Source organism: Desulfovibrio sp. 6_1_46AFAA, assembly GCF_000224635.1.
Taxonomy (GTDB): domain Bacteria; phylum Desulfobacterota; class Desulfovibrionia; order Desulfovibrionales; family Desulfovibrionaceae; genus Desulfovibrio; species Desulfovibrio fairfieldensis.
Genome location: NZ_JH114300.1, coordinates 394,144 through 412,959 on the forward strand (window position 1 = coordinate 394,144; position 18,816 = coordinate 412,959).

At 59.4% G+C, this 18,816-nt stretch carries 19 protein-coding genes; 16 read left to right on the top strand and 3 right to left on the bottom strand.

Annotated features, from left to right (window positions below; translation table 11 throughout):
• The first annotated feature begins 197 nt into the window (after positions 1-197).
• The 13 genes from HMPREF1022_RS01560 to HMPREF1022_RS01620 all read left to right on the top strand — a co-directional run bounded on the left by HMPREF1022_RS01560 (position 198) and on the right by HMPREF1022_RS01620 (position 11,968).
• Complete coding sequence (locus tag HMPREF1022_RS01560) at positions 198-824, top strand: protein-L-isoaspartate(D-aspartate) O-methyltransferase (RefSeq protein ID WP_035060413.1); 627 nt, start codon at positions 198-200, stop codon at positions 822-824.
• Positions 825-861: 37 nt separating this feature from the next.
• Positions 862-1,776 carry an Mrp/NBP35 family ATP-binding protein gene (locus tag HMPREF1022_RS01565; RefSeq protein WP_008683949.1) on the top strand — a complete coding sequence of 305 codons (915 nt, stop codon included), beginning with the start codon at positions 862-864 and terminating at the stop codon, positions 1,774-1,776.
• Positions 1,777-1,923: 147 nt separating this feature from the next.
• Positions 1,924-2,487, top strand: coding sequence for a CDP-diacylglycerol--glycerol-3-phosphate 3-phosphatidyltransferase (gene pgsA, locus HMPREF1022_RS01570; RefSeq protein WP_008683952.1), 564 nt, complete (start codon positions 1,924-1,926; stop codon positions 2,485-2,487).
• On the top strand, positions 2,484-2,738 hold the full coding sequence (locus HMPREF1022_RS01575; protein ID WP_008683954.1) for a hypothetical protein: 255 nt from the start codon (positions 2,484-2,486) through the stop codon (positions 2,736-2,738). Before pgsA ends, HMPREF1022_RS01575 begins: the two co-directional genes overlap by 4 nt.
• 2 nt (positions 2,739-2,740) lie before the next feature.
• The gene (locus tag HMPREF1022_RS01580) at positions 2,741-3,064 is read left to right on the top strand and encodes an FtsB family cell division protein (RefSeq protein ID WP_008683956.1); all 324 of its coding nucleotides are present in this window, start codon (positions 2,741-2,743) and stop codon (positions 3,062-3,064) included.
• A complete protein-coding gene (locus HMPREF1022_RS01585) occupies positions 3,048-4,130 on the top strand; it encodes a tetratricopeptide repeat protein (protein ID WP_008683958.1) in 1,083 nt (360 codons plus the stop codon). The genes HMPREF1022_RS01580 and HMPREF1022_RS01585 overlap by 17 nt, the downstream gene beginning before the upstream one ends.
• Before the next feature lie 342 nt (positions 4,131-4,472).
• On the top strand, positions 4,473-5,966 hold the full coding sequence (locus HMPREF1022_RS01590) for a hypothetical protein (protein ID WP_009301590.1): 1,494 nt from the start codon (positions 4,473-4,475) through the stop codon (positions 5,964-5,966).
• Positions 5,967-6,064: 98 nt separating this feature from the next.
• Complete coding sequence (fbp, locus tag HMPREF1022_RS01595) at positions 6,065-7,072, top strand: class 1 fructose-bisphosphatase (protein ID WP_008683965.1); 1,008 nt, start codon at positions 6,065-6,067, stop codon at positions 7,070-7,072.
• Positions 7,073-7,100: 28 nt separating this feature from the next.
• Positions 7,101-8,183 (top strand): tRNA (adenosine(37)-N6)-threonylcarbamoyltransferase complex transferase subunit TsaD, encoded by a 1,083-nt coding sequence (gene tsaD, locus HMPREF1022_RS01600; RefSeq protein WP_008683966.1) that lies wholly within the window; start codon positions 7,101-7,103, stop codon positions 8,181-8,183.
• 115 nt (positions 8,184-8,298) lie between these two features.
• On the top strand, positions 8,299-8,670 hold the full coding sequence (gene trxA / locus HMPREF1022_RS01605; protein ID WP_332248508.1) for a thioredoxin: 372 nt from the start codon (positions 8,299-8,301) through the stop codon (positions 8,668-8,670).
• Entirely contained in the window at positions 8,667-9,596 is a 930-nt protein-coding gene (gene trxB / locus HMPREF1022_RS01610; protein ID WP_008683968.1) for a thioredoxin-disulfide reductase, read from the top strand. The genes trxA and trxB overlap by 4 nt, the downstream gene beginning before the upstream one ends.
• Complete coding sequence (locus tag HMPREF1022_RS01615; protein ID WP_008683969.1) at positions 9,589-10,320, top strand: outer membrane protein assembly factor BamD; 732 nt, start codon at positions 9,589-9,591, stop codon at positions 10,318-10,320. The genes trxB and HMPREF1022_RS01615 overlap by 8 nt, the downstream gene beginning before the upstream one ends.
• A gap of 181 nt (positions 10,321-10,501) precedes the next feature.
• Positions 10,502-11,968, top strand: a complete 1,467-nt coding sequence (locus tag HMPREF1022_RS01620; RefSeq protein WP_008683970.1) for a cation diffusion facilitator family transporter — start codon at positions 10,502-10,504, stop codon at positions 11,966-11,968.
• A gap of 206 nt (positions 11,969-12,174) precedes the next feature.
• Here HMPREF1022_RS01620 and yihA read toward each other — a convergent pair whose 3' ends face one another.
• Complete coding sequence (yihA, locus tag HMPREF1022_RS01625; RefSeq protein ID WP_232221525.1) at positions 12,175-12,990, bottom strand: ribosome biogenesis GTP-binding protein YihA/YsxC; 816 nt, start codon at positions 12,988-12,990, stop codon at positions 12,175-12,177.
• Between the two features lie 14 nt (positions 12,991-13,004).
• Between yihA and efp the strand changes: the two genes are divergently transcribed.
• The 3 genes from efp to lolA are packed head-to-tail and all read left to right on the top strand — an operon-like array spanning position 13,005 to position 16,735.
• The gene (efp, locus tag HMPREF1022_RS01630; protein WP_008683974.1) at positions 13,005-13,562 is read left to right on the top strand and encodes an elongation factor P; all 558 of its coding nucleotides are present in this window, start codon (positions 13,005-13,007) and stop codon (positions 13,560-13,562) included.
• On the top strand, positions 13,563-16,028 hold the full coding sequence (locus HMPREF1022_RS01635) for a DNA translocase FtsK (protein WP_009301591.1): 2,466 nt from the start codon (positions 13,563-13,565) through the stop codon (positions 16,026-16,028).
• A gap of 26 nt (positions 16,029-16,054) precedes the next feature.
• On the top strand, positions 16,055-16,735 hold the full coding sequence (lolA, locus tag HMPREF1022_RS01640; protein ID WP_009301592.1) for an outer membrane lipoprotein chaperone LolA: 681 nt from the start codon (positions 16,055-16,057) through the stop codon (positions 16,733-16,735).
• A gap of 325 nt (positions 16,736-17,060) precedes the next feature.
• Here the strand turns inward: lolA and HMPREF1022_RS01645 are convergent, their stop codons facing one another.
• Complete coding sequence (locus tag HMPREF1022_RS01645) at positions 17,061-18,227, bottom strand: NAD(P)H-dependent flavin oxidoreductase (protein WP_008683977.1); 1,167 nt, start codon at positions 18,225-18,227, stop codon at positions 17,061-17,063.
• Positions 18,228-18,434: 207 nt separating this feature from the next.
• On the bottom strand, positions 18,435-18,815 hold the full coding sequence (locus HMPREF1022_RS17885; protein WP_156802792.1) for a hypothetical protein: 381 nt from the start codon (positions 18,813-18,815) through the stop codon (positions 18,435-18,437).
• Between the last annotated feature and the right edge of the window lies 1 nt (position 18,816).

The following is an 18,816-nucleotide window of genomic DNA, read 5'->3' on the forward strand; positions in this document are numbered from 1 at the left end:
AAGGAAAAGTCTTGATATTTTCTTGACCGTGCATGAAGCGCCCTTGTCCGTCGGCGTGCCCGCGCATTGACTTGACTGCTAAAATCTGTTTCTTCTTCCGCAGTATGCAGAGCGGCAGATATCCATATGACCAGGCTTTCCCCAACGCGCAGGGCGCGCGGGACCAGCAGGTAGACCCCAAGCGCTTGCGCCGCCGGATGGTGCGCGAGCAGCTGGAGGCCAGAGGCATCAGCCATTCCGGCGTGCTGGCGGCCATGGCCGCCGTGCCCCGGCATCTTTTCGTGCAGGAAGCTCTGCGCGCCCAAGCTTATGAGGATACCCCCCTGCCCATCGGTTACGGTCAGACCATTTCTCAGCCCTATATCGTCGCTCTGATGAGCGAGCTGCTGGAAGTGGAGCGGGGCATGCGCGTACTGGAAATCGGCACCGGCTCCGGTTATCAGGCGGCCGTGCTGGCCACCATGGGCTGCATCGTCTTTACCGTGGAGCGTCTGCGCGAACTCTATCTGAATACCGGCGCCCTCTTGCGGCAACTGGGCCTTCGCGGTATCCACATGCAGCGGCGTGACGGCACCCTGGGGGTTCCTGAGGCGGCTCCGTTTGATCGCATCATCGTTACCGCAGGCGGCCCCGAGATCCCCCGTCCTTTGCTGGAGCAGTTGGATGAGGGCGGCATTTTGCTCATCCCCGTGGGCACGCGGCCGCGCACGCAACGGCTGATGCGCCTGCGCAAAGAACAGGGCCGCATCTGCAGCGAGGATCTCGGCTCGGTCATCTTTGTGGATCTGGTGGGCGACCACGGCTGGCAACCGTCGTCCCGTTGAGTTTCTGGAATTCTGCCAACATAATGAAGGAGATGTCATGTCTTCCTGTTCTTCCTGTTCTTCCGCTTCATCCTGCTCCAGTTCCACGGACAAGGGGGGCGATGGGAACTGCAATGATCTGATGGCCCGCCAGGACAGGGTCATTGCCGCCACTTTGGGGCATATCCGCCATAAAATTTTCGTCATGAGCGGCAAGGGCGGCGTGGGCAAAAGCTCGGTGACGGTGAACACCGCCGCCGCCCTGGCCCGGCGCGGCTTCAAAGTGGGCATTCTGGATGTGGATATGCACGGCCCCAGCGTGCCCAACCTGCTGGGCCTCACCAGCACCGTTGAAGTGGACCCCGGTAGCGAGCTGATGCTGCCCGCCGCCTACAATGAGAATCTGTCCGTCATTTCCATGGACTCGCTGTTGCAGGACAAGGACCAGGCCATTCTCTGGCGCGGGCCCAAAAAGTCCTCCGCCATCCGCCAGTTCCTCGCGGACGTGAAATGGGGCAATCTCGACTTCCTGCTGATTGATTCGCCTCCCGGCACCGGCGACGAGCACATGACCGTGCTCAAGAGCATCCCCGACGCGCTTTGCGTGGTGGTGACGACCCCGCAGGAAATTTCCCTGGCCGACGTACGCAAGGCGGTGAATTTCCTCCAGTATGCCAATGCCAATGTGCTGGGCGTGGTGGAAAATATGAGCGGACTGGTCTGCCCGCATTGCCACACTGAGATTGATCTCTTTAAGAAGGGCGGCGGCGAGGAGCTGGCCCGGCGTTACGGGCTCAAGTTCCTGGGAGCCATTCCCCTGGACCCGGCCACGGTGGTGGCCGCCGACCGGGGCGTGCCCGTGGTCTATCTGGAAAGCGACGGCCCGGCCAAGTCGGCCTTCCTGGCTCTGGCCGATGCCATTGCGGAGGCCGCGGACAACAGCCTGGAAGCCCTGTCCAGCCCCAATTCCTGAGCTTCAGGGGTCCCTTCAGCCGGAGGGGCCCCTTTTTCATGCCGAGACCGCGCGAGTCCGCCGCAAGGCGGGATATTTCTTCTTTTCTCCCCCGCGCTTTTGTGCTAGAAAAACAAAAAATTCCGATGGAAACGCCAGAGAGGAACAATGCTCAACCTTGCCAATAAAATTACCTTGTTGCGCATTCTGATGGCGCCTCTGGTCGTTGTTCTGCTGTATTTCGAAGGCCCCGCATTTTGCATATTGGCCGCGCTGGCCTTTATTTTCGCCGCCATAACCGACTGGATGGACGGCTACATCGCCCGGCGTGAAAACATGGTCACCAGCATGGGCAAATTTCTGGATCCGCTGGCCGACAAAGTGCTGATCTGCTCGGTGCTGATCATGTTCGTCAAGCTGGGCTGGGCTCCGGCCTGGGTGGTGATCGTCATCGTCTGCCGGGAACTGGTGGTGACCGGCTTGCGCGCCATGGCCATCGACGAAGGCATCGTGCTGGCCGCCGACAAGTTCGGCAAGGCCAAAACCGTGCTGCAGATTGTGGCCATCGTGCCCTTGATCCTGCATTATCCCCTGTTCGGCGTCGCGCTCTGGCCCATCGGCGAAGTGCTGCTCTATGTGGCCTTGGCCCTGGCTCTGATCTCCGGCGTCAACTACTGTTATTATTTTTACCGGCATGCCTGCGATAAGGTTCAGCCCGGGAAGGTTGCATGAGCACGTTGCAGATCCGCCTCAAAAACTGCATCCAGACCATTCTGGATCTGGAGCCCGACATGCGTGCCGGGATCTGGGGGCGACATTTCGACGAAGAGCTTTCCACCCTCAAGGACTATTTGCAGCGCGTGGACCGTATGAATCTGGCGGAGGACGACGTGCAACGTCTTGAAAACGCCACGGCCAGTTTTCTCGCTGAACTCAGGCTTTTCCGCAGGGGGCAGCCGCAACAGAAACGTCTTTTGCAGTAATCATGTTCTGGCGTGTGTTCATTCTCGTGGCTCTGGGGCTCATCAATGTGGTTCTGTTCAGTCGCATGATCTGGGGGCCCACCGGTCTTATGGAATATCGCGAACTCAAGCGGCAGTACGCCGCCCTGCAGGAGCAGGTCGCCGGTCTGGACGCGGAAAATCTGGCGCTGAGCCGGGAAATCCGTCTGCTGCAGTCTGATAACCAGTATGTGGAAAAAATGATTCGCCAGCGCCTGCATTACGTGCGGGATAACGAAGTGCTGTATCTTTTTGGAAAGTCGGCCAAAACCGGACAGGGAGCCGCGGACAATGACGGAAAAAATTGAATGGTATAAAGAGGTTCTGGAACTGGAACCCAATTCCAAGGTTTTTTTCCCTCTGGCGCGTATGCTGGCTGAGGAGCAGCGCTTTGACGAAGCCGTGGCCGTGCTGGAACATGGACTGGAGCGCCATGGCGAGTTCCTGGAAGCGCGTCTTTTTTTTATTGAGCTTTTGCATAAAACTGGCCGCCGCGAGGCCTGCGTCAGGCAAATAGACAAACTCAGTTCCATGTTTTCCGCGTATGCGGGTTTCTGGCAGGCTTGGGCCGCCTGCCTGTCCACGTCGGACGGTTCGCCGGATACCGCCTCGGTGCTGCGTTTTCTGGCCGCGCATTTCATGCGTGGCCCCATCTCCCTGCATGAAGTGCTGGACCGCGGCATTGCCTCGCTGCTGGATGAGCCGCAATCGCAACAAAATTCTTCTGGTTTTCGGTCCCGGACAGTGGACGCCGCCGCGCAAATGCCGGGTCAGCCTGCACCGGGCCAGGACGCGCCCCTGAGTGAAAGCGCGCCTCTGCCGTTGTTGCCGGAGGAAGACGATCTGAAGCTTGATCTGACTCTCAAAAAATTTTCCGCCGGAACAGCGGTTGAGGATGACGACGCCCCTTTTGAGGAAGCGGACGGAGAAGGTTTTGATCCCGACACGGCCATGGCCGAGGACGAGGCCCTGCCGGAGCCTTTGGAAATGCCGGGCAGGGAAAAAACTGCTGTCGTAACGATTCAGGCCTCCGATGTCGTGGACACGCAACCGGCGAGCAACGCGGACGACGCTGACGACAGCGAAGAGCGCTTTTCTCTGCGTACCCGCTCCATGGCCGAAGTTCTGGCGGAGCAGGGGGATATCAAGGGAGCGCTGGATATTTACCATGAGTTGGCTGCGGTGGCGGTTGCCCCGGAGGAGAGCGCCGACCTGCAGCAGCGTATTGCCACCTTGAGCGCGCGCCTCGGCAGCGCGCAGGAGATGGAACAGGAACAGCCTCCGCAACAGGAGGAATCCGCCAGCGGCAAAGACAAGCTGATCAGCATGCTTGAGGCGTTAGCGGAGCGCGTGGAAGCCAGGGCGCAAGACTAGAGCATTTCAACTTTGAAATGCCTAACGCCGAACACGGTGAGGCGCGCCGCGAAGACCGACCCGACGGGCGGCCCGTAGGGCCGTGCCTGTAGCCCAAAGGGCGTACAGACATCGAGAGCAACGCGGCGTGGATTCCGGAAAAACCGCGTTTTTTCCGGAATGCCCCCTTTGAAACGCAAAGCGTTTCAAAGGTAATCTGCTCTAGAGCGGGTTAACTTCGTAATATTGAGCTGCTCGATGAGGATTTGCCCTCAAATCCTTGCCGGGATGTATTTGCAGGTGGGTGCGGCCCGCCGTTGCGCAAGCTTCTCAAGCGTAAAATGCTCTAATGCACGGGGGAATATGGTGTCGAATTCTTTTTTGCGTTGTTTTCTGCTGCTGATGGCCGTGTCTCTGGCGGCTGGCTGCAGTTCCTACCAGCCCACCAAAAACGCCTGGAAGAGCACCAAGGGCTTCTGGAATACCTATGTCAGTCCTCCGGCCAGCGTGGATTATGACGAAAAGGGCGATCTTTCTCCCCGCGCGTTGGCTCTGACCAACTGCATGATGGGCATCGACGTGGAACTGGGCCGCCTGGAGCGGGTCATGCTCAACGCGGACAAGCCCCCGACGCGGGAATGGATCAGCAATTTTTTTGCCACCTTCCCTTGGATCAGCGGTTTTGCCGGCGTCAAGTATGACGGCACCATCTTGGGACAGGAGCCGGCCACTTCCATGAAGGATCTGGATTTTATTCCGCTGCTCTATGAGGATAAAAAGCAGAACAGCCGCGCTTTGCGCGCCGATGTGCAGAATACGCCGTTGGGGCCGGAGGTCATGCTGGCCGCGCCGCTGTATGATGGCGTGGATTTCCTGGGCGTGGTAGTGGCCTATTTCGACATGCGGGCTCTGATGCAATATTCCGGCAGCCCGGAAAATATGGTGATTTTGTCTCCCCAAGCCCTGCTCTGGCCCGGCAAGTACGATTTCGCGGCCACGCCGCTGGCCGGCGTCGACTGGTCTGAAGTGGTGAGCAAAAGTTCGTCCGGCACCTGCACCAACGCCACGGGCTCCTTCTATTACATGGTACGCTATCTGGGCAATCTGCCCCTGGTTTTCGCCGTGGCTGAATCCGGCACCTTCCCTGAGGGCAAGGGCGATCTGGAGCAGGGTCTGCCTTTCTTCCCCAAGGAACGTGAAAAACTGCCGCCCCCGCCGCAGCCGGAGCACAAAGATAAGACTGACATGTCCGGCGCGCCGAGCTTTGGCGCTCCGTCGGAAGAGGGCGCTCCGGCCGCCGACATGGGCACGCCCGGCAGAACCGCGGGCAAGCCGTCCAATGAAATCCAGCCGGGCAGCCGTGACAGCATGTTGCTGAAAGGCAAGGGCGCCGAAAAGTCGCGCGTGCAGGAACGTCAGCTGGAAGGCGAAAATGTGCCGGTAGAGCGGGTACAACGCCCCAGAAAGGCCGCACCGCAGCAGCCGCGCCGCAGCATGCCGTCTCCGGACTTGGTTCCGGACGCTGATATGCCCACGTTGCCGGGCGGCCGTCCGAGTCCCTTTGGGCCGCGTGAAGAAGCTCCGGTCGTCAAGCGCCCGAGCCCCTTCGGCCCCCATACGGAAAGCCCGGCCGTGCCTGCCGGGGAAGAGGCCGCTCCCGCGACAAAGCAAGAGTCTTCGGCGCAAACGTCGTCGACTCAGACCAAGGAGCCGAAGCAGGAAGCGGCCCCATCCGCCGAACAGTCGCCTGCCGCAAGCGGCGCTGCGACGGAACAGGCTCCGGAAAAGGAAGGCGAGCCGCAAGCGCCCGCAACACTGCCGGGCGGACGGCCGAGTCCTTTCGGTCCACAGAACTGACGCATCGCAGAATGCTGGCATGCGCCGCCCTCAGGGTGGCGCATGCCTTTCCGGCCCCGGAGTAATTCCGCTTCCGGGACGTTATCAAGGAGGCTCTCATGGCTGACATCACGGTTACCGAGCACCTTCTGCTACACCAAAAGCGCACGCCACAGGCTACCGGGCAGTTCACCGGCCTGCTTTATGATCTCATTCTTTCCGGCAAGTCCATTTCCCGCCGCATCAACAAGGCCGGTCTGCTCGATATTCTGGGGGGCACCGGCGAAGTGAACGTTCAGGGCGAAAATGTTCAGAAAATGGACGCTATCGCCAACCGGATCATGATTTACCGCATGGAACGTTGCGGCGCGCTCTGCGCCATGAGTTCCGAGGAAGAGGCCGAGCTCATCCGCGTCAGTCCGGAGTTCCCGCGCGGCGATTATATTCTGATTTTTGACCCGCTGGACGGTTCCTCCAACATCGACGTCAACATCAATGTGGGCACTATTTTCTCCATCCTGCGTCGGCCCGAGGGGCACACGGGTGAAGTGACGCTCGATGAAGTGCTGCAACCGGGCGTACAGCAGGTCGGGGCCGGCTATATTCTGTACGGGCCGTCAACCATGCTGGTGTTGAGCACCGGACAGGGCGTGCACGGCTTCACGCTGGATCCGGGCGTGGGAGAATTTTTGCTTTCCCATCCCGATATGCGTATTCCGGAACAGGGGCATATCTATTCCGTCAATGAAGGCTACTGGCAATACTGGGACGAAGCTACACGCGAAGCCGTGAACTGGTTCCACACCTGCGAGAGCCAGGACGGTAAGCCCTATTCCTCCCGCTATGTGGGCGCGCTGGTGGCGGACTTTCACCGCACCCTGATTTACGGCGGTATCTACATGTACCCGCCGGACGCCCATAAGCCTGACGGCAAGCTGCGCCTGATGTGCGAGGCCTCACCTCTTTCGTTCCTGGCGGAACAGGCGGGCGGCAAGGCCAGCGACGGGCGGGGACGCATTCTGGAGCGCAAGCCCGAGCGCCTGCACGCGCGTACGCCCCTGTTCATCGGTTCGCGCAAGGATGTGGAAGCCGTGGAGCGCACGTATGCACAACATGCCAAGGCCTGAAGCCGTAGCGGCGCGGGGGCTGTGATCCATGCTTTGTCTCGGCATTGAAAGCTCCTGTGATGAGACGGCTCTGGCTCTGGTGGAAGACGGTCGACTGCTGGCCTCGGTTCTTGCCAGCCAGGCGGACGTGCATGCTTTGTTCGGCGGAGTGGTGCCGGAATTGGCCTCGCGGGAGCACTACCGCTATATCGGGCCGCTTTTCGACGAACTGATGCGCCGTTGCCGACGCCAAGCCGTTGACATTGACCTTGTGAGCGTGGCGCGCGGTCCGGGTCTGCTGGGCAGTCTGCTGGTGGGCGTGGCCTTTGCCAAGGGCTTGGCTCTGGGATTGGGGGCGCGCTTCTTGGGCCTCAACCATCTGCACGCGCATTTGCTGGCAGTGGGGCTGGAGCGGGAGCTGCGTTTTCCCTGTTTAGGTTTGCTGGTTTCCGGCGGTCACACCCATATTTACCGGCTTGAGTCTCCCTGGCGTTGCCTGCCGCTGGGCCGGACTCTGGATGACGCGGCGGGTGAGGCCTTTGACAAAGTGGGCAAACTGTTGGGCCTGGCCTACCCCGGCGGGCGCCTCATGGACGCATTGGCCACCGTCGGCAGGGCGGATGCCGGACTTTTTCCGCGCCCGTATCTTGACAACGACAATCTGGATTTCAGTTTCAGCGGCCTGAAAACAGCGGCCGCCTCCTATATTGAGCAGCATCTGGACGGCCTCTGGCCGCATCCGTTACAGAAGGTTGAAGATGCGCCCGAGGCTCTGAGGGACTGCTGCGCGTCTTTCAACTTGGCGGTGGTGGATACGCTGTGCGTCAAGGTTGAGCGCGCTCTTGACCGACAGCCGGATCTGCGCACGCTGATTGTGGCCGGTGGGGTTGCCGCCAATTCGCTGCTGCGCAGCCGCATGATTGAGCTCATGCGGCGACGGGGCGGCGACATCCTTGTGCCGAACCCGACCTTATGTACGGATAATGCCGCCATGACGGCCTATGCCGGCTGGCTGTTGGGTAAGGCCGGTTTTTGCCATGATCTGCGCATGGAAACCATTCCGCGCGGCAGGGCGGTGCCCGAGGATATGGTGTGTTGCGCGGATACGGCACAGGTCGGGGAACCCGCCTGAAACGCGCAGATTGTCTTGACACCGGGACGTTAGATATCTACTCTCAACAGGCACAGAAGCGGACGCGGCGCCCCCGCCGGTCCGTCTGTACAATGCGCGCCGCGCGGCCATTGGCATTGCCGAGCCGCCGTGCGCGACCCTAAGCAACCCAAGGAGTAATCATATGGCTGAACAGGTCACTGATGCCACTTTCGAGAGCCTTGTTCTGAAATCCGATCTGCCGGTTCTGCTTGACTTCTGGGCTCCCTGGTGCGGCCCCTGCCGCGCGGTGGGTCCGATCATTGACGAACTCGCCAAGGAATACGAAGGCAAGGTGCGTGTGGTTAAAATGAATGTGGATGAGAATCCCGCCACGCCGACAAAATTCGGCATCCGCGCCATTCCCACCTTGGTAGTCTTCAAAAACGGCGAAACGGTGGAACAGATCACCGGCGCCGTCACCAAGGTGGCCATGAAGGAACTGCTTGATTCAAAGGTCCTGGCATGAAGGCATACGACGCCGTTGTTATCGGCGGCGGACCGGCCGGCATTACGGCTGCCCTTTACTTGGCGCGCTCCGGTTGTTCAGTGTCGTTCTTTGAGCAGCTGACTCCGGGCGGCCAGGTTCTGCAGACCGAATCCCTTGAAAATTACCCCGGCTACCCCCAGGGCATCAAGGGTTATGAGCTGGCCGATCTTTTTGCCGCCCATCTGGACGGCCTCGACATTGACCGGCCTACCGGCGCCGTGGAATCCGTTTCCGGCGCGGCAGGCCGGTTCAATGTGCGCGCCGGAGGCGATGAGGAATACGCCGCCAAAACGGTGCTCGTCTGTTCCGGGGCGCGTCATCGTCAGTTGGGACTGGAAAATGAGGATCGTCTGGTCGGACGCGGCGTCTCCTACTGTGCCCTCTGCGACGGTAATTTTTTCCGTGGGCAGACTGTGGCGGTAGTGGGCGGCGGCAATGCCGCCCTTGAAGAATCGCTGTATCTTGCCAAAATCGTGGGCAAGCTGCACCTGATCCATCGGCGCGAGGGCTTTCGAGGCCTTAAAGTCTATCAGGACAGGCTGGAGAGCATGCCCGACAAGGTGGAAATCCACCGTAACACGGTCATCACAAGCCTGAATGGCAATGAGCAGCTGACAAGCCTCAATCTGCGCAACATTCAGAACGGCGCGGAAGAAGAGCTGCCGGTGGACGGACTTTTCGTCTATGTGGGATTTGCACCGGTAACCTCTTTTCTGCCTCAGGAACTTCAGCGCGACGACCAGGGCTTCATCGTAACGGATACGGAAATGCGCACAAGTATTCCCGGCATTTTCGCCGCCGGGGATATTCGCTCCAAACTCTGCCGTCAGGTAATCACCGCTGCCGGTGACGGCGCAACGGCTGCGCAAGCGGCTTTTGTCTTTTTGGAACAGCTCCATGCATAAAAAACTGCTTCGCTGCTTTGTGCTTGCCGTCAGTTTGTTTGCCGTGTCCGGTTGCGGCATCATTGATATGATCTATCTGCCGCCGGCTGAAGACACCGCGCAGGAGATCTTTGAAGCCGCCAACGACGCCATGAGTGAAAAGAACTACGTGCGCGCCGTGGAGCTGTACAACAAATTGCGCGACACGTATCCGTTCAGCCCTTATACCATTGATGCTGAACTTTCGCTGGGCGACGCCTATTTTCTGGATGAGGAATACGAGCTGGCCGCCGAAACCTACAAGGATTTCGAGTCGCTCCATCCCCGTCATGAAGCCATACCTTATGTGCTGTATCAGACGGGCATGTCGCTCATGAAGCAATTCCGCTCCATTGACCGGGCTACCACGGAATTGCAGGAGGCCTACGATTACTTCAACCGCCTCTCTCAGATGTATCCCGATTCGCCCTACGCCAAGGGCGCGGAAGAACACATGCATACCTGCCGCAAACTCATGGCCGAACACGAATTGTACATTGCCGACGTGTTCTGGCACATGAAAAAATACGGCCCGGCTTGGCGGCGGTATGAATTCATCATGGAAAACTTCAAGGACGTGCCGGAAGTGGCGGAACACGCCAAGGAAAAGAGCTTGGCCGCTTACCACAACTACCGCGAGGAACAGGCCGCGGAGACGCGCGAAAAGCGTCAGGGTTCCTGGCGGGAGTGGTTCACCTGGTTGTAGCGGCGTGCTAGAGCAGTTCACGCATTTCATGCGTGAACTGCTCTGCAAGGACCTGTCTGCAAATCCTTGCCACGAAATGCGAGTAGGCGGGCTTTGCTCGCCGTAAACGAGCATTTCAAGTTTGCATGCTCTAAAGGAAGCGAAAAAGCCCCTCCGGGGGCTTTTTTTATCGGGAGTAGTTATGGAGAGCCTTCGGCACGAAGACGGCGCCGCCGAAAAGCACCGCGCCGCGCTGGCCTCGCTGTTCGCGGCCTTTGCCCTGACCGGTTTGAAGTTGGCCGTGGGGCTGTACACCAACAGCCTGGGCATTCTTTCCGAAGCGCTTCACAGCGGCCTTGATTTGCTGGCGGCGGCCATGACCCTGGCGGCGGTGCGCATTTCGGCCCGCCCGGCCGACAGTCGGCATCCCTACGGGCACGGCAAGGTTGAAAATCTTTCCGCTCTGGCGGAAACCCTGTTGTTGTTCCTGACCTGCTTCTGGGTGGTCTATGAAGGCGTGCAGCGGCTTCTGGAGGGTGTCAGTCCCATAACTCCTTCGCTCTGGGGCGTGGCCGTCATGGCTGTTTCCATGGGCATTGATATCAACCGTGTGCGCGTTCTGCGGAAGGTGGCCCGCCAGTACAGAAGCCAGGCGCTGGAGGCCGACGCCCTGCACTTCTCCACGGACATCTTGTCCTCGGCCGTGGTTCTGGTCGGCGTGCTGGCCGTCTGGCTGGCCGCTGCCCTGAATCTGCCGGAACCGCTTTACCGGGTGCTGGCCCAAGCCGATACTGTGGCGGCCTTGGTGGTGGCCCTGCTTATTTTCCGCGCCAGTCTGAGCATGGCTGTGGAGTCTATTAACACGCTGATGGATTCAGGCTCGACCAAGGAGCAGAGGGCGGTGGTCAAGGCCGTGCGGCAGGTGCCCGGCATCACGGCGGTGCGGCGGATACGCTTGCGCAATAGCGGCCCGCAGACCTTTGTGGATCTGAGCATTGGCGTGGAACCGGGCATCCGCGTCCGTGACGGACACAAGCTGGCCCATGACGCTGAACAGGCCGTGGCCGCCATCCTGCCGGGCTCGGATGTGACCGTGCACGTGGAGCCCTTAAGCTCCCGCTCCCGGAAGGACGAGAATCCTTTTTCTCTGGTGCAGCGCACGGCTTCGGAGCACGGCCTGGCGGTGCATAACGTGCATGTGCTGCGCACCGGCGCTTTGTTCCACATTGAACTGCATGTGGAGCTGCCCGGCACCCAGCCTTTTGCCGAGGCCTACGCGCGGGTGCGTCCCTTTGAAGAAGACTTGCGCCAAGCCCTGCCCGGTGCGGAAGTGGTCAGCCATCTGGAACCTGAGGGCGCGGCCAGCGCACTGCATGCCGGAGCCGCCGTTTCCGTGCCCCTGTCCGAGCTGGCTTGGCGGGAAGTGCATGCGGCGGTGGAAAAAGAACCGCTGGTCTGCGACCCTCACAAGTTTTCCACCTATGAGCTGCCGGAGCAGGGCATCTGTATTTCCTTCCATTGCGGCATCAACGGCGAGCTGAGCGTGGTGGAGGTCCATAACATCTGCGTGCGTCTGGAAAAACAGCTGCGCGTCGCCGTGCCGCTGCTGGGCAGGATCATCATTCACATGGAGCCGGACGCCGTCTCGGCGGAGCAGCAGGCGGACTGACCCTGGCGTACGTCAGGGCATTTCAACGTTGAAATGCTCTGGCGAGGCTCGGGAGCAGCCTCGCGCTACGAACCGTAAGCCTAATTTATTTGCGCTGTTCTCCTCTTGGCGAGTCCTCGATCGTTGCGTGCAAGGCAGCATGCTTAAGTGGCGGAGTAAGCATGACGTTACCTTTGAAATGCATGGCATTTCAAAGCGGATATCCTCTAGCTCGACATGGTCGGGGTGCCGTCTTCCGACTCTCCAGCTGCATCTCCATCGGCTTCAGCGGTTCCGGCTGCCGCGATCAGGGCACGCCAGAATTCCTCCATACCCAGGCGGCTGCTGGAGGAAGTCAGTACCGGTTTGACATTCAGCAGTTCCTGCCATTCTTTTTGCCGGGCGGCGCGTTCACGCTGGCTGCATTTGTCGGCCTTGGTCAGGACGGGCAGCAGCGGCAGGCAACAGCCACGGGCAAAGGACGCTAGTTCCAGGTCAAGCTTTTGCGGAGGCAGGCGACAATCCAGCAGCAGGGCCAGCGCCTTGAGAGTCTTGCAATCCGCAAGATAGTGCTCCAGCAGTTTCGCCCACTTTCGGCGTTCCTCATGGCTGGCCCTGGCGTAGCCATAGCCGGGCAGATCCACCAGATAAAAGTTGTAGGGCTCCACCCGGTAAAAATTGACGGAGCGCGTTTTCCCCGGTGTGGCGCTGACCTTGGCAAGTTTTTTGCGTCCGGCCAGAGCGTTGATCAGGGAAGATTTGCCCACATTGGAACGCCCGGCCAGGGCGATTTGCGCTTCCGGCAGGGCCAGGAGCTGATCCAGGGTATAGGCTGTGGTTTCAAGCGTCAGACTGATGTTCATAAAAACCTCATGTATAACTTGAACTTTGTGTCTTGACAACACGGCTGTTTTCAACAAATATATCCAATTCGGAACTACACATGTTCGCGGAAGAACATTTCCGCCATACGGTAGCCGCTCTCGCGCCGCTTGGCAATTGAGACCGGCGCAATTTTGCCAATACAGAACATGCCGCGGCATGGCAGGAGGGACGCATGTATTCAACCACCGACTTTCGCAAGGGCCTTAAAATCGAAGTGGAGGGCACGCCCTACGAAATAGTGGATTTCCAGCACTTCAAGCCCGGCAAGGGCGGGGCCATGGTCCGTACCAAGCTGCGCAATATCCTTACCGGACGCATGCAGGACATCACGTTTCGTTCCGGCGAAAAAGTGGGCAAGCCCGACATGGAAACCCGCGACATGCAGTTTCTTTATCGCCAGGACGACGAACTGATTTTCATGGACATGACCACCTATGAGCAGGTGCAGATGCCTGTGGCCTCCACCGGCGGCAAGGAAGGTTTTCTCAAGGACGGTCAGGAATGCCGCGTGCTGCTTTACAAGGGCAGCCCCCTGGATATCGACATCCCGTTGAGCCTGGTGCTGGAAGTCACGGAAACCGAACCCGGCGCCAAGGGCGACACGGTGAGCAACGTCACCAAGGCCGCCAAGCTGGAGACCGGCATCACGGTGCAGGTGCCGATTTTCGTGAACACCGGCGACCGGATCAAGGTGGATACCCGCACCAAGGAATATTTGGGCCGGGAATGATTGCAGCCGTTCTTTGTCCGGGAGGGTAGCCCTACGGACGCCCACAAATTCAGCCGCGAACTGTTCGGCCTTTTTCTGCTCTTCTGGGCATTGTTGTTGCTGCTCAGTCTTGCCAGCTTCGACGCCAATGATCCCAGCCTCAACCACGTGGTCAGCGGTTCCGTGGAAGTGCAGAACAAAGCCGGATTGTTCGGTGCCTACGCGGCGGGTTTTCTCAATGATGTCTTTGGCGTGGCCGCCTTTCTCTGGCCGCTGGTCTTCGGCGCGCTGGGAGCGGCTTACGTTTCTCCTGCCTATGCCCTGCACTGGTGGCGCTGGTGTGGTTTTTTCCTGCTGACAATCTGCCTGCTGGTCATGGGCGCGGCCTGGGATCTCTCACTGGGCGATCTCTGGGGCGGCGGCATGGTGGGCAGCGCCCTGCACGACAATGCCGGCCGTTATCTGAGCCCCGGCGGTTCGGCCCTCTTATGGCTGTTCGTCCTGCTGGTGGGTTTGCAACTGGCCTGCAATATCTCCTGGTTCAGCCTGGCCGCGCGTTTCGGGCATTGGTTGCGTGGTCAGCTCGGCAAACGTATTGACGGCAGGTTCAAGAGTGCTGAAAAAAATTCTGAACCTGAAATGCCCCGCTCAGCCTGGAAACTGCCCCGGTTGCGCTTGCCGCAATGGAGCTTTTTGACCCAATGGCGGGATAAACTGGGAGATATCCGTCCCACGGCGGATTCACTGCCCGAGGTCTACGAGGAAAAGCGTTCCGCCAAGAGCGGGGCAGGCAAAGCCGAGCCTGCCGTATCCGTTGTGCCCGTGGATGCCGACAGCGACGATCCCTTTGCCGTGGCCGAGGACTTGAGCGGCGCGCCCCTTGTCTCCACGGCGGCGAACCCGGAAAAAGAACCGGAAGCCGCGCCTGAGGAGAGCGCGCCCGCCGCTCCTGAAGTTCGCCAGCCCGTTCAGGCGGACAAGGCGGCAAGCGCAAAGGGTGAGGCCGCGCCCGAGAAACGTGTCTGGGACAATCTGATCTCCGCCGCATTGGGCAAAAAAGCCCCGGTGCCGTTGCCCGCTCTGGATCTGTTGACGCCGCCTCCCAAGGCCGCTCACGGCGGCAGCCGTGAGGACCGCGAAGGCAAAGGCAAGGCCTTGATGGCCTGCCTTAAGGATTTCGATATTCAAGGCGAGCTGGTGCGTATTACGCCCGGACCCGTGGTGACCATGTATGAGGTGCGCCCGGCCCCAGGCGTCCGCGTCAGCCGCATCGCCAATCTCAGTGACGATCTGGCCCTGGCGCTCAAGGCCATGGCCGTGCGTATCCAGGCTCCCATTCCCGGTTCGGACACCGTGGGCATTGAAATCCCCAACGACAACCGCGAGACCGTCAATTTCCGTGAACTGGCCGCCTCCGAACCTTTTCGCAAGGGATGCGGGCCGCTGACCATGATTCTCGGCAAGGACATTGCAGGCAAGCCTTTCATGGCCGATCTGACCCGCATGCCGCATCTGCTGGTGGCCGGAGCCACGGGCGCGGGCAAAAGCGTCTGCCTCAACGGCATTCTGATCAGCCTGCTGTACCGCACCCAGCCTCAGGATATGCGCCTTTTGCTGGTGGACCCCAAGCGCATCGAGATGGCGGTTTACGCTGATGAGCCGCATCTGGTGCACCCCGTGGTCACAGAAATGGCCGAGGCCAAGAACGCTTTGGACTGGGCCGTACATGAAATGGACCGCCGCTATGAGGCCATGGCCCGCCTGGGCGTGCGAAATGTGGCGGGCTTCAATCAGAAGCTGGCGGCCTTCAAGAATGAACTGCCGCCGGATTTCGCGGATCTGGAGCCCTTGCCCTATCTGGTTGTTGTCATCGACGAGCTGGCGGACCTGATGATGACCGCCGCCCGTGAGGTGGAAACCAGTATTGTGCGTCTGGCCCAGCTGGCGCGCGCGGCGGGTATTCACATGATTCTGGCTACCCAGCGTCCCAGCGTGGATGTGGTCACCGGTCTGATCAAGGCCAACTTCCCTTGCCGCATTTCTTTCCAGGTCACGTCCAAGCACGACTCGCGCACCATTCTGGATCAGGTGGGCGCGGAACATCTGCTCGGCAGGGGCGATATGCTCTTCAAGCCCAGCGGCGGCCGTTTGCAGCGCCTGCACGGGCCTTTTTTGAGCGATGAGGAAGTGCAGTCCGTGGTGGCCCACTGGAAGCGGCATCTGAGTCCCTCTTATCAGGTGGACTTCGCCCAGTGGGGCGTGGAAACCGCCACGGGCCAGGGCGTGGGCGGCGGCGACGCGGCCCAGGACCCGCTGTACCCCGAAGTGCAGGCCTTTGTCAGCGAACAGGGCCGGGCATCCATATCTCTGGTGCAGCGGCGTTTCAAAATCGGTTTCAATCGTGCCGCCCGTCTGGTGGAACAACTGGAGCAGGACGGCATCATCGGACCGGCCGACGGCAGCAAGCCCCGGCCCGTGGTCAGATAACGAGCTGACGTTTCAGCGGAGGTTCCATGCGTATATCCGGCATGTTCATTGCGGCGGGCACGGCCCTCTGCGCCTTGCTCTGGCTGACTCCCGCCGCCAATGCGGCGGATCTGGCCGCCGTCATCCAGCAGCGCTACGAGACACTGAACTCCTTTTCAGCGGATTTTGAGCAGACTCTCACCCATAAAGAAAGCGGCTCGGTGGAGCGGCGGCAGGGCAGCCTCTTGTTTCAGAAACCCCTGTTGATCCGCTGGCAGACCGCCAAACCCCATGAGGAAACCCTGGTGGTCACGGCCAAGGAAATCTGGGATTATCTGCCGGATGAAGAAGTGGCCTACCGCTATCCGCCTGGCTTGGTGCGGGATTCGCGCAGCATCATTCAGGTGATCACCGGCCAGGCGGCGCTGACTAAGGATTTTGACGTCAAGCCCGAAGGCAGCGAACAAGGTCTGGCCAAGTTGCGCCTCTACCCCAAGGAACCCGCTCCGCAGATGGTGGAGGCCCTAATCTGGGTGGAACCGGACAATGGTTACATCCGCCGGGCCAGCATCGTGGATTTTTACGGCAACACCAATGAGGTGCGTTTCACTTCCTTCAAGCCCGACATGCGACTCAAGGCCTCGGATTTCAGCTTTACGCCGCCCAAGGGTATTGAGGTGGAGGACCGTATCGACCATGACGTGCAGGAACGGGAATTGTTCAAGTAAGCCTGAACATTTTCAGGTTGAACCGCTCGCGCCATTGGCCTTGAAGAACTGAAAAGACCGGCGTGCCGAAGTTGCTCACAAGAGGCCGTGGTGCCCCTGCAATTCAGGGTACCACGGCGTCTTGCATTGCCGATCGTCGCTTAATAGCGCAAATAAATTACGCTGCGCCTACGCGGCGGGTGTCTGCTTACCCGGCCGCAAGAACAATTTCTCTTTGAAATTGCACTATTGTCTGACAGATGACACAAAAATGAAAAACCGGCAGGGTGCATGAAATTCTTTAATCATGCTTACCCTGCCGGTTTTTACTTATTACGAATCCGTTTTACAGCGTCTGCTCCGCCTTGTTGCCGTAGCCCAGTATGGACTGTACATTCTGCACGCTCTTGCTCAACGAGTTCATGGCCTCGTCAAATTCGTGCTGCAGGGAATCCATAAGTTCGCCCACGGTAATGATCTTGTTCACCCGGAATACATTGGCTCCGCAGAAGGCAAAACCGCGCTCCAGATTGCCGCGCATGGCGTTGATCAGGGCCTGGGCGATGCAATACGGGGTCTTTTCCTGCTGGCAGGTGCTCACGCAGTGGAAGATGCACTTGAAGGGCTTTTTCAGGCCTTCGCGCGCGGCGCTGATGAAGTCGTTGCACAAGGCACGGCCCGGCATGCCCACAGGGCTGCGGATGATGGTCACATCTTCCTGTTTGGCCGCAAGATAGCTCTGCTTGAAGCGCTCGTCCGCATCGCATTCATGGGTAGCTACAAAACGCGTTCCCATCTGAACTCCGGCAGCTCCCAGATCCAGGAATCTCTTGATGTCCGCGCCGGTATAGACGCCGCCCGCGGCAATGACCGGCACGGCGCGGCCGTACTGGTCCTCAAAGGGCTTAACCGCATCCACCACCTGGGGCACCAGCACCTCCAAGGCATGCGCGGGATCCTGAATCTCTTCGGGTTTGAAGCCCAGATGGCCGCCGGCCTTGGGGCCTTCCACCACAAAGGCGTCCGGCAGGTAATTGAAACGGGAAAGCCATTTTTTGGCAATGACGGTGGCGGCTCTGGCCGAGGAAACAATGGGGACGAGCTTAGTCTTGAACTCCTCCTTCTTTTCCTCGCAAAGCTGGAGCAGATGGCGCGGCATTTCCAGCGGCAGACCCGCGCCGGAGAAAATGATGTCCGCCTTGTTTTCAATGGCCGTGCGCACCATCTGGCTGAAGGTGGTCAGGGCCACCATGACGTTGACGCCGATGATGCCGTTGGAAAGTTCACGGGCCTTGATAATTTCATTGCGCAGAGCGCGCAGATTGGCTTCCAGAGGGTTTTTGGCCACGTCCGGTTCTTTCATGCCGATCATGGCTCCGGCAATAACGCCGATGCCGCCCTGATTGGCGACCGCCGACGCAAGGCCGGAAAGAGAGATACCCACGCCCATGCCGCCCTGGATAACGGGCACTTTAGCCGTGAGATTGCCGATTTGCAAAGAAGGGAAGGGCATTATGACAAGACCTCCGTCTTGAACCAGTGCGGGGTTACCGCCGCCGACCCCCCCGGTCGGCATGGGACGGTTATCCCCAACCATCTGGCAGAAAGCATAGCGGGAAAAGTCACAAGACGCAATAAAATGCGCCGGAAAGCGGCATTTTTTTTATGCCGGGTGGGGCAATGCCGCGCTATTCGGTCCACTGCGAAATGCAGCGACTTACTAACTATAACAGGAAAGGCTGTTTTCAACAGCGGGTTCTTCACAAAAATGTGCCACCTTCATCGTTTTACATGATTTTCTATGCTCCATCAGACTCTCCATAACCGAATCAACAAGGTTTTCTTTCGTATATCCATCGAATGAATATGAGATATCCCAGTATTCGTTTAGATCGGTTTGCAGATTAAAAGAGGCCGTGATCTCTCCATAGCCGTGGGAAACAAAGATGATCTGATTTATATTTAAGCGCGGGCTCTGCCTGACCTTTTGAGTGATGTCGAAAAAATGTCTCCCGCTGGTTTCGCGGATATTTTCACAAAGTTCAAAAAGGGGAGCGCAGTTGCGCGGAATGTTGTCCTTTTTATGCCGTGACGTCAGCAAG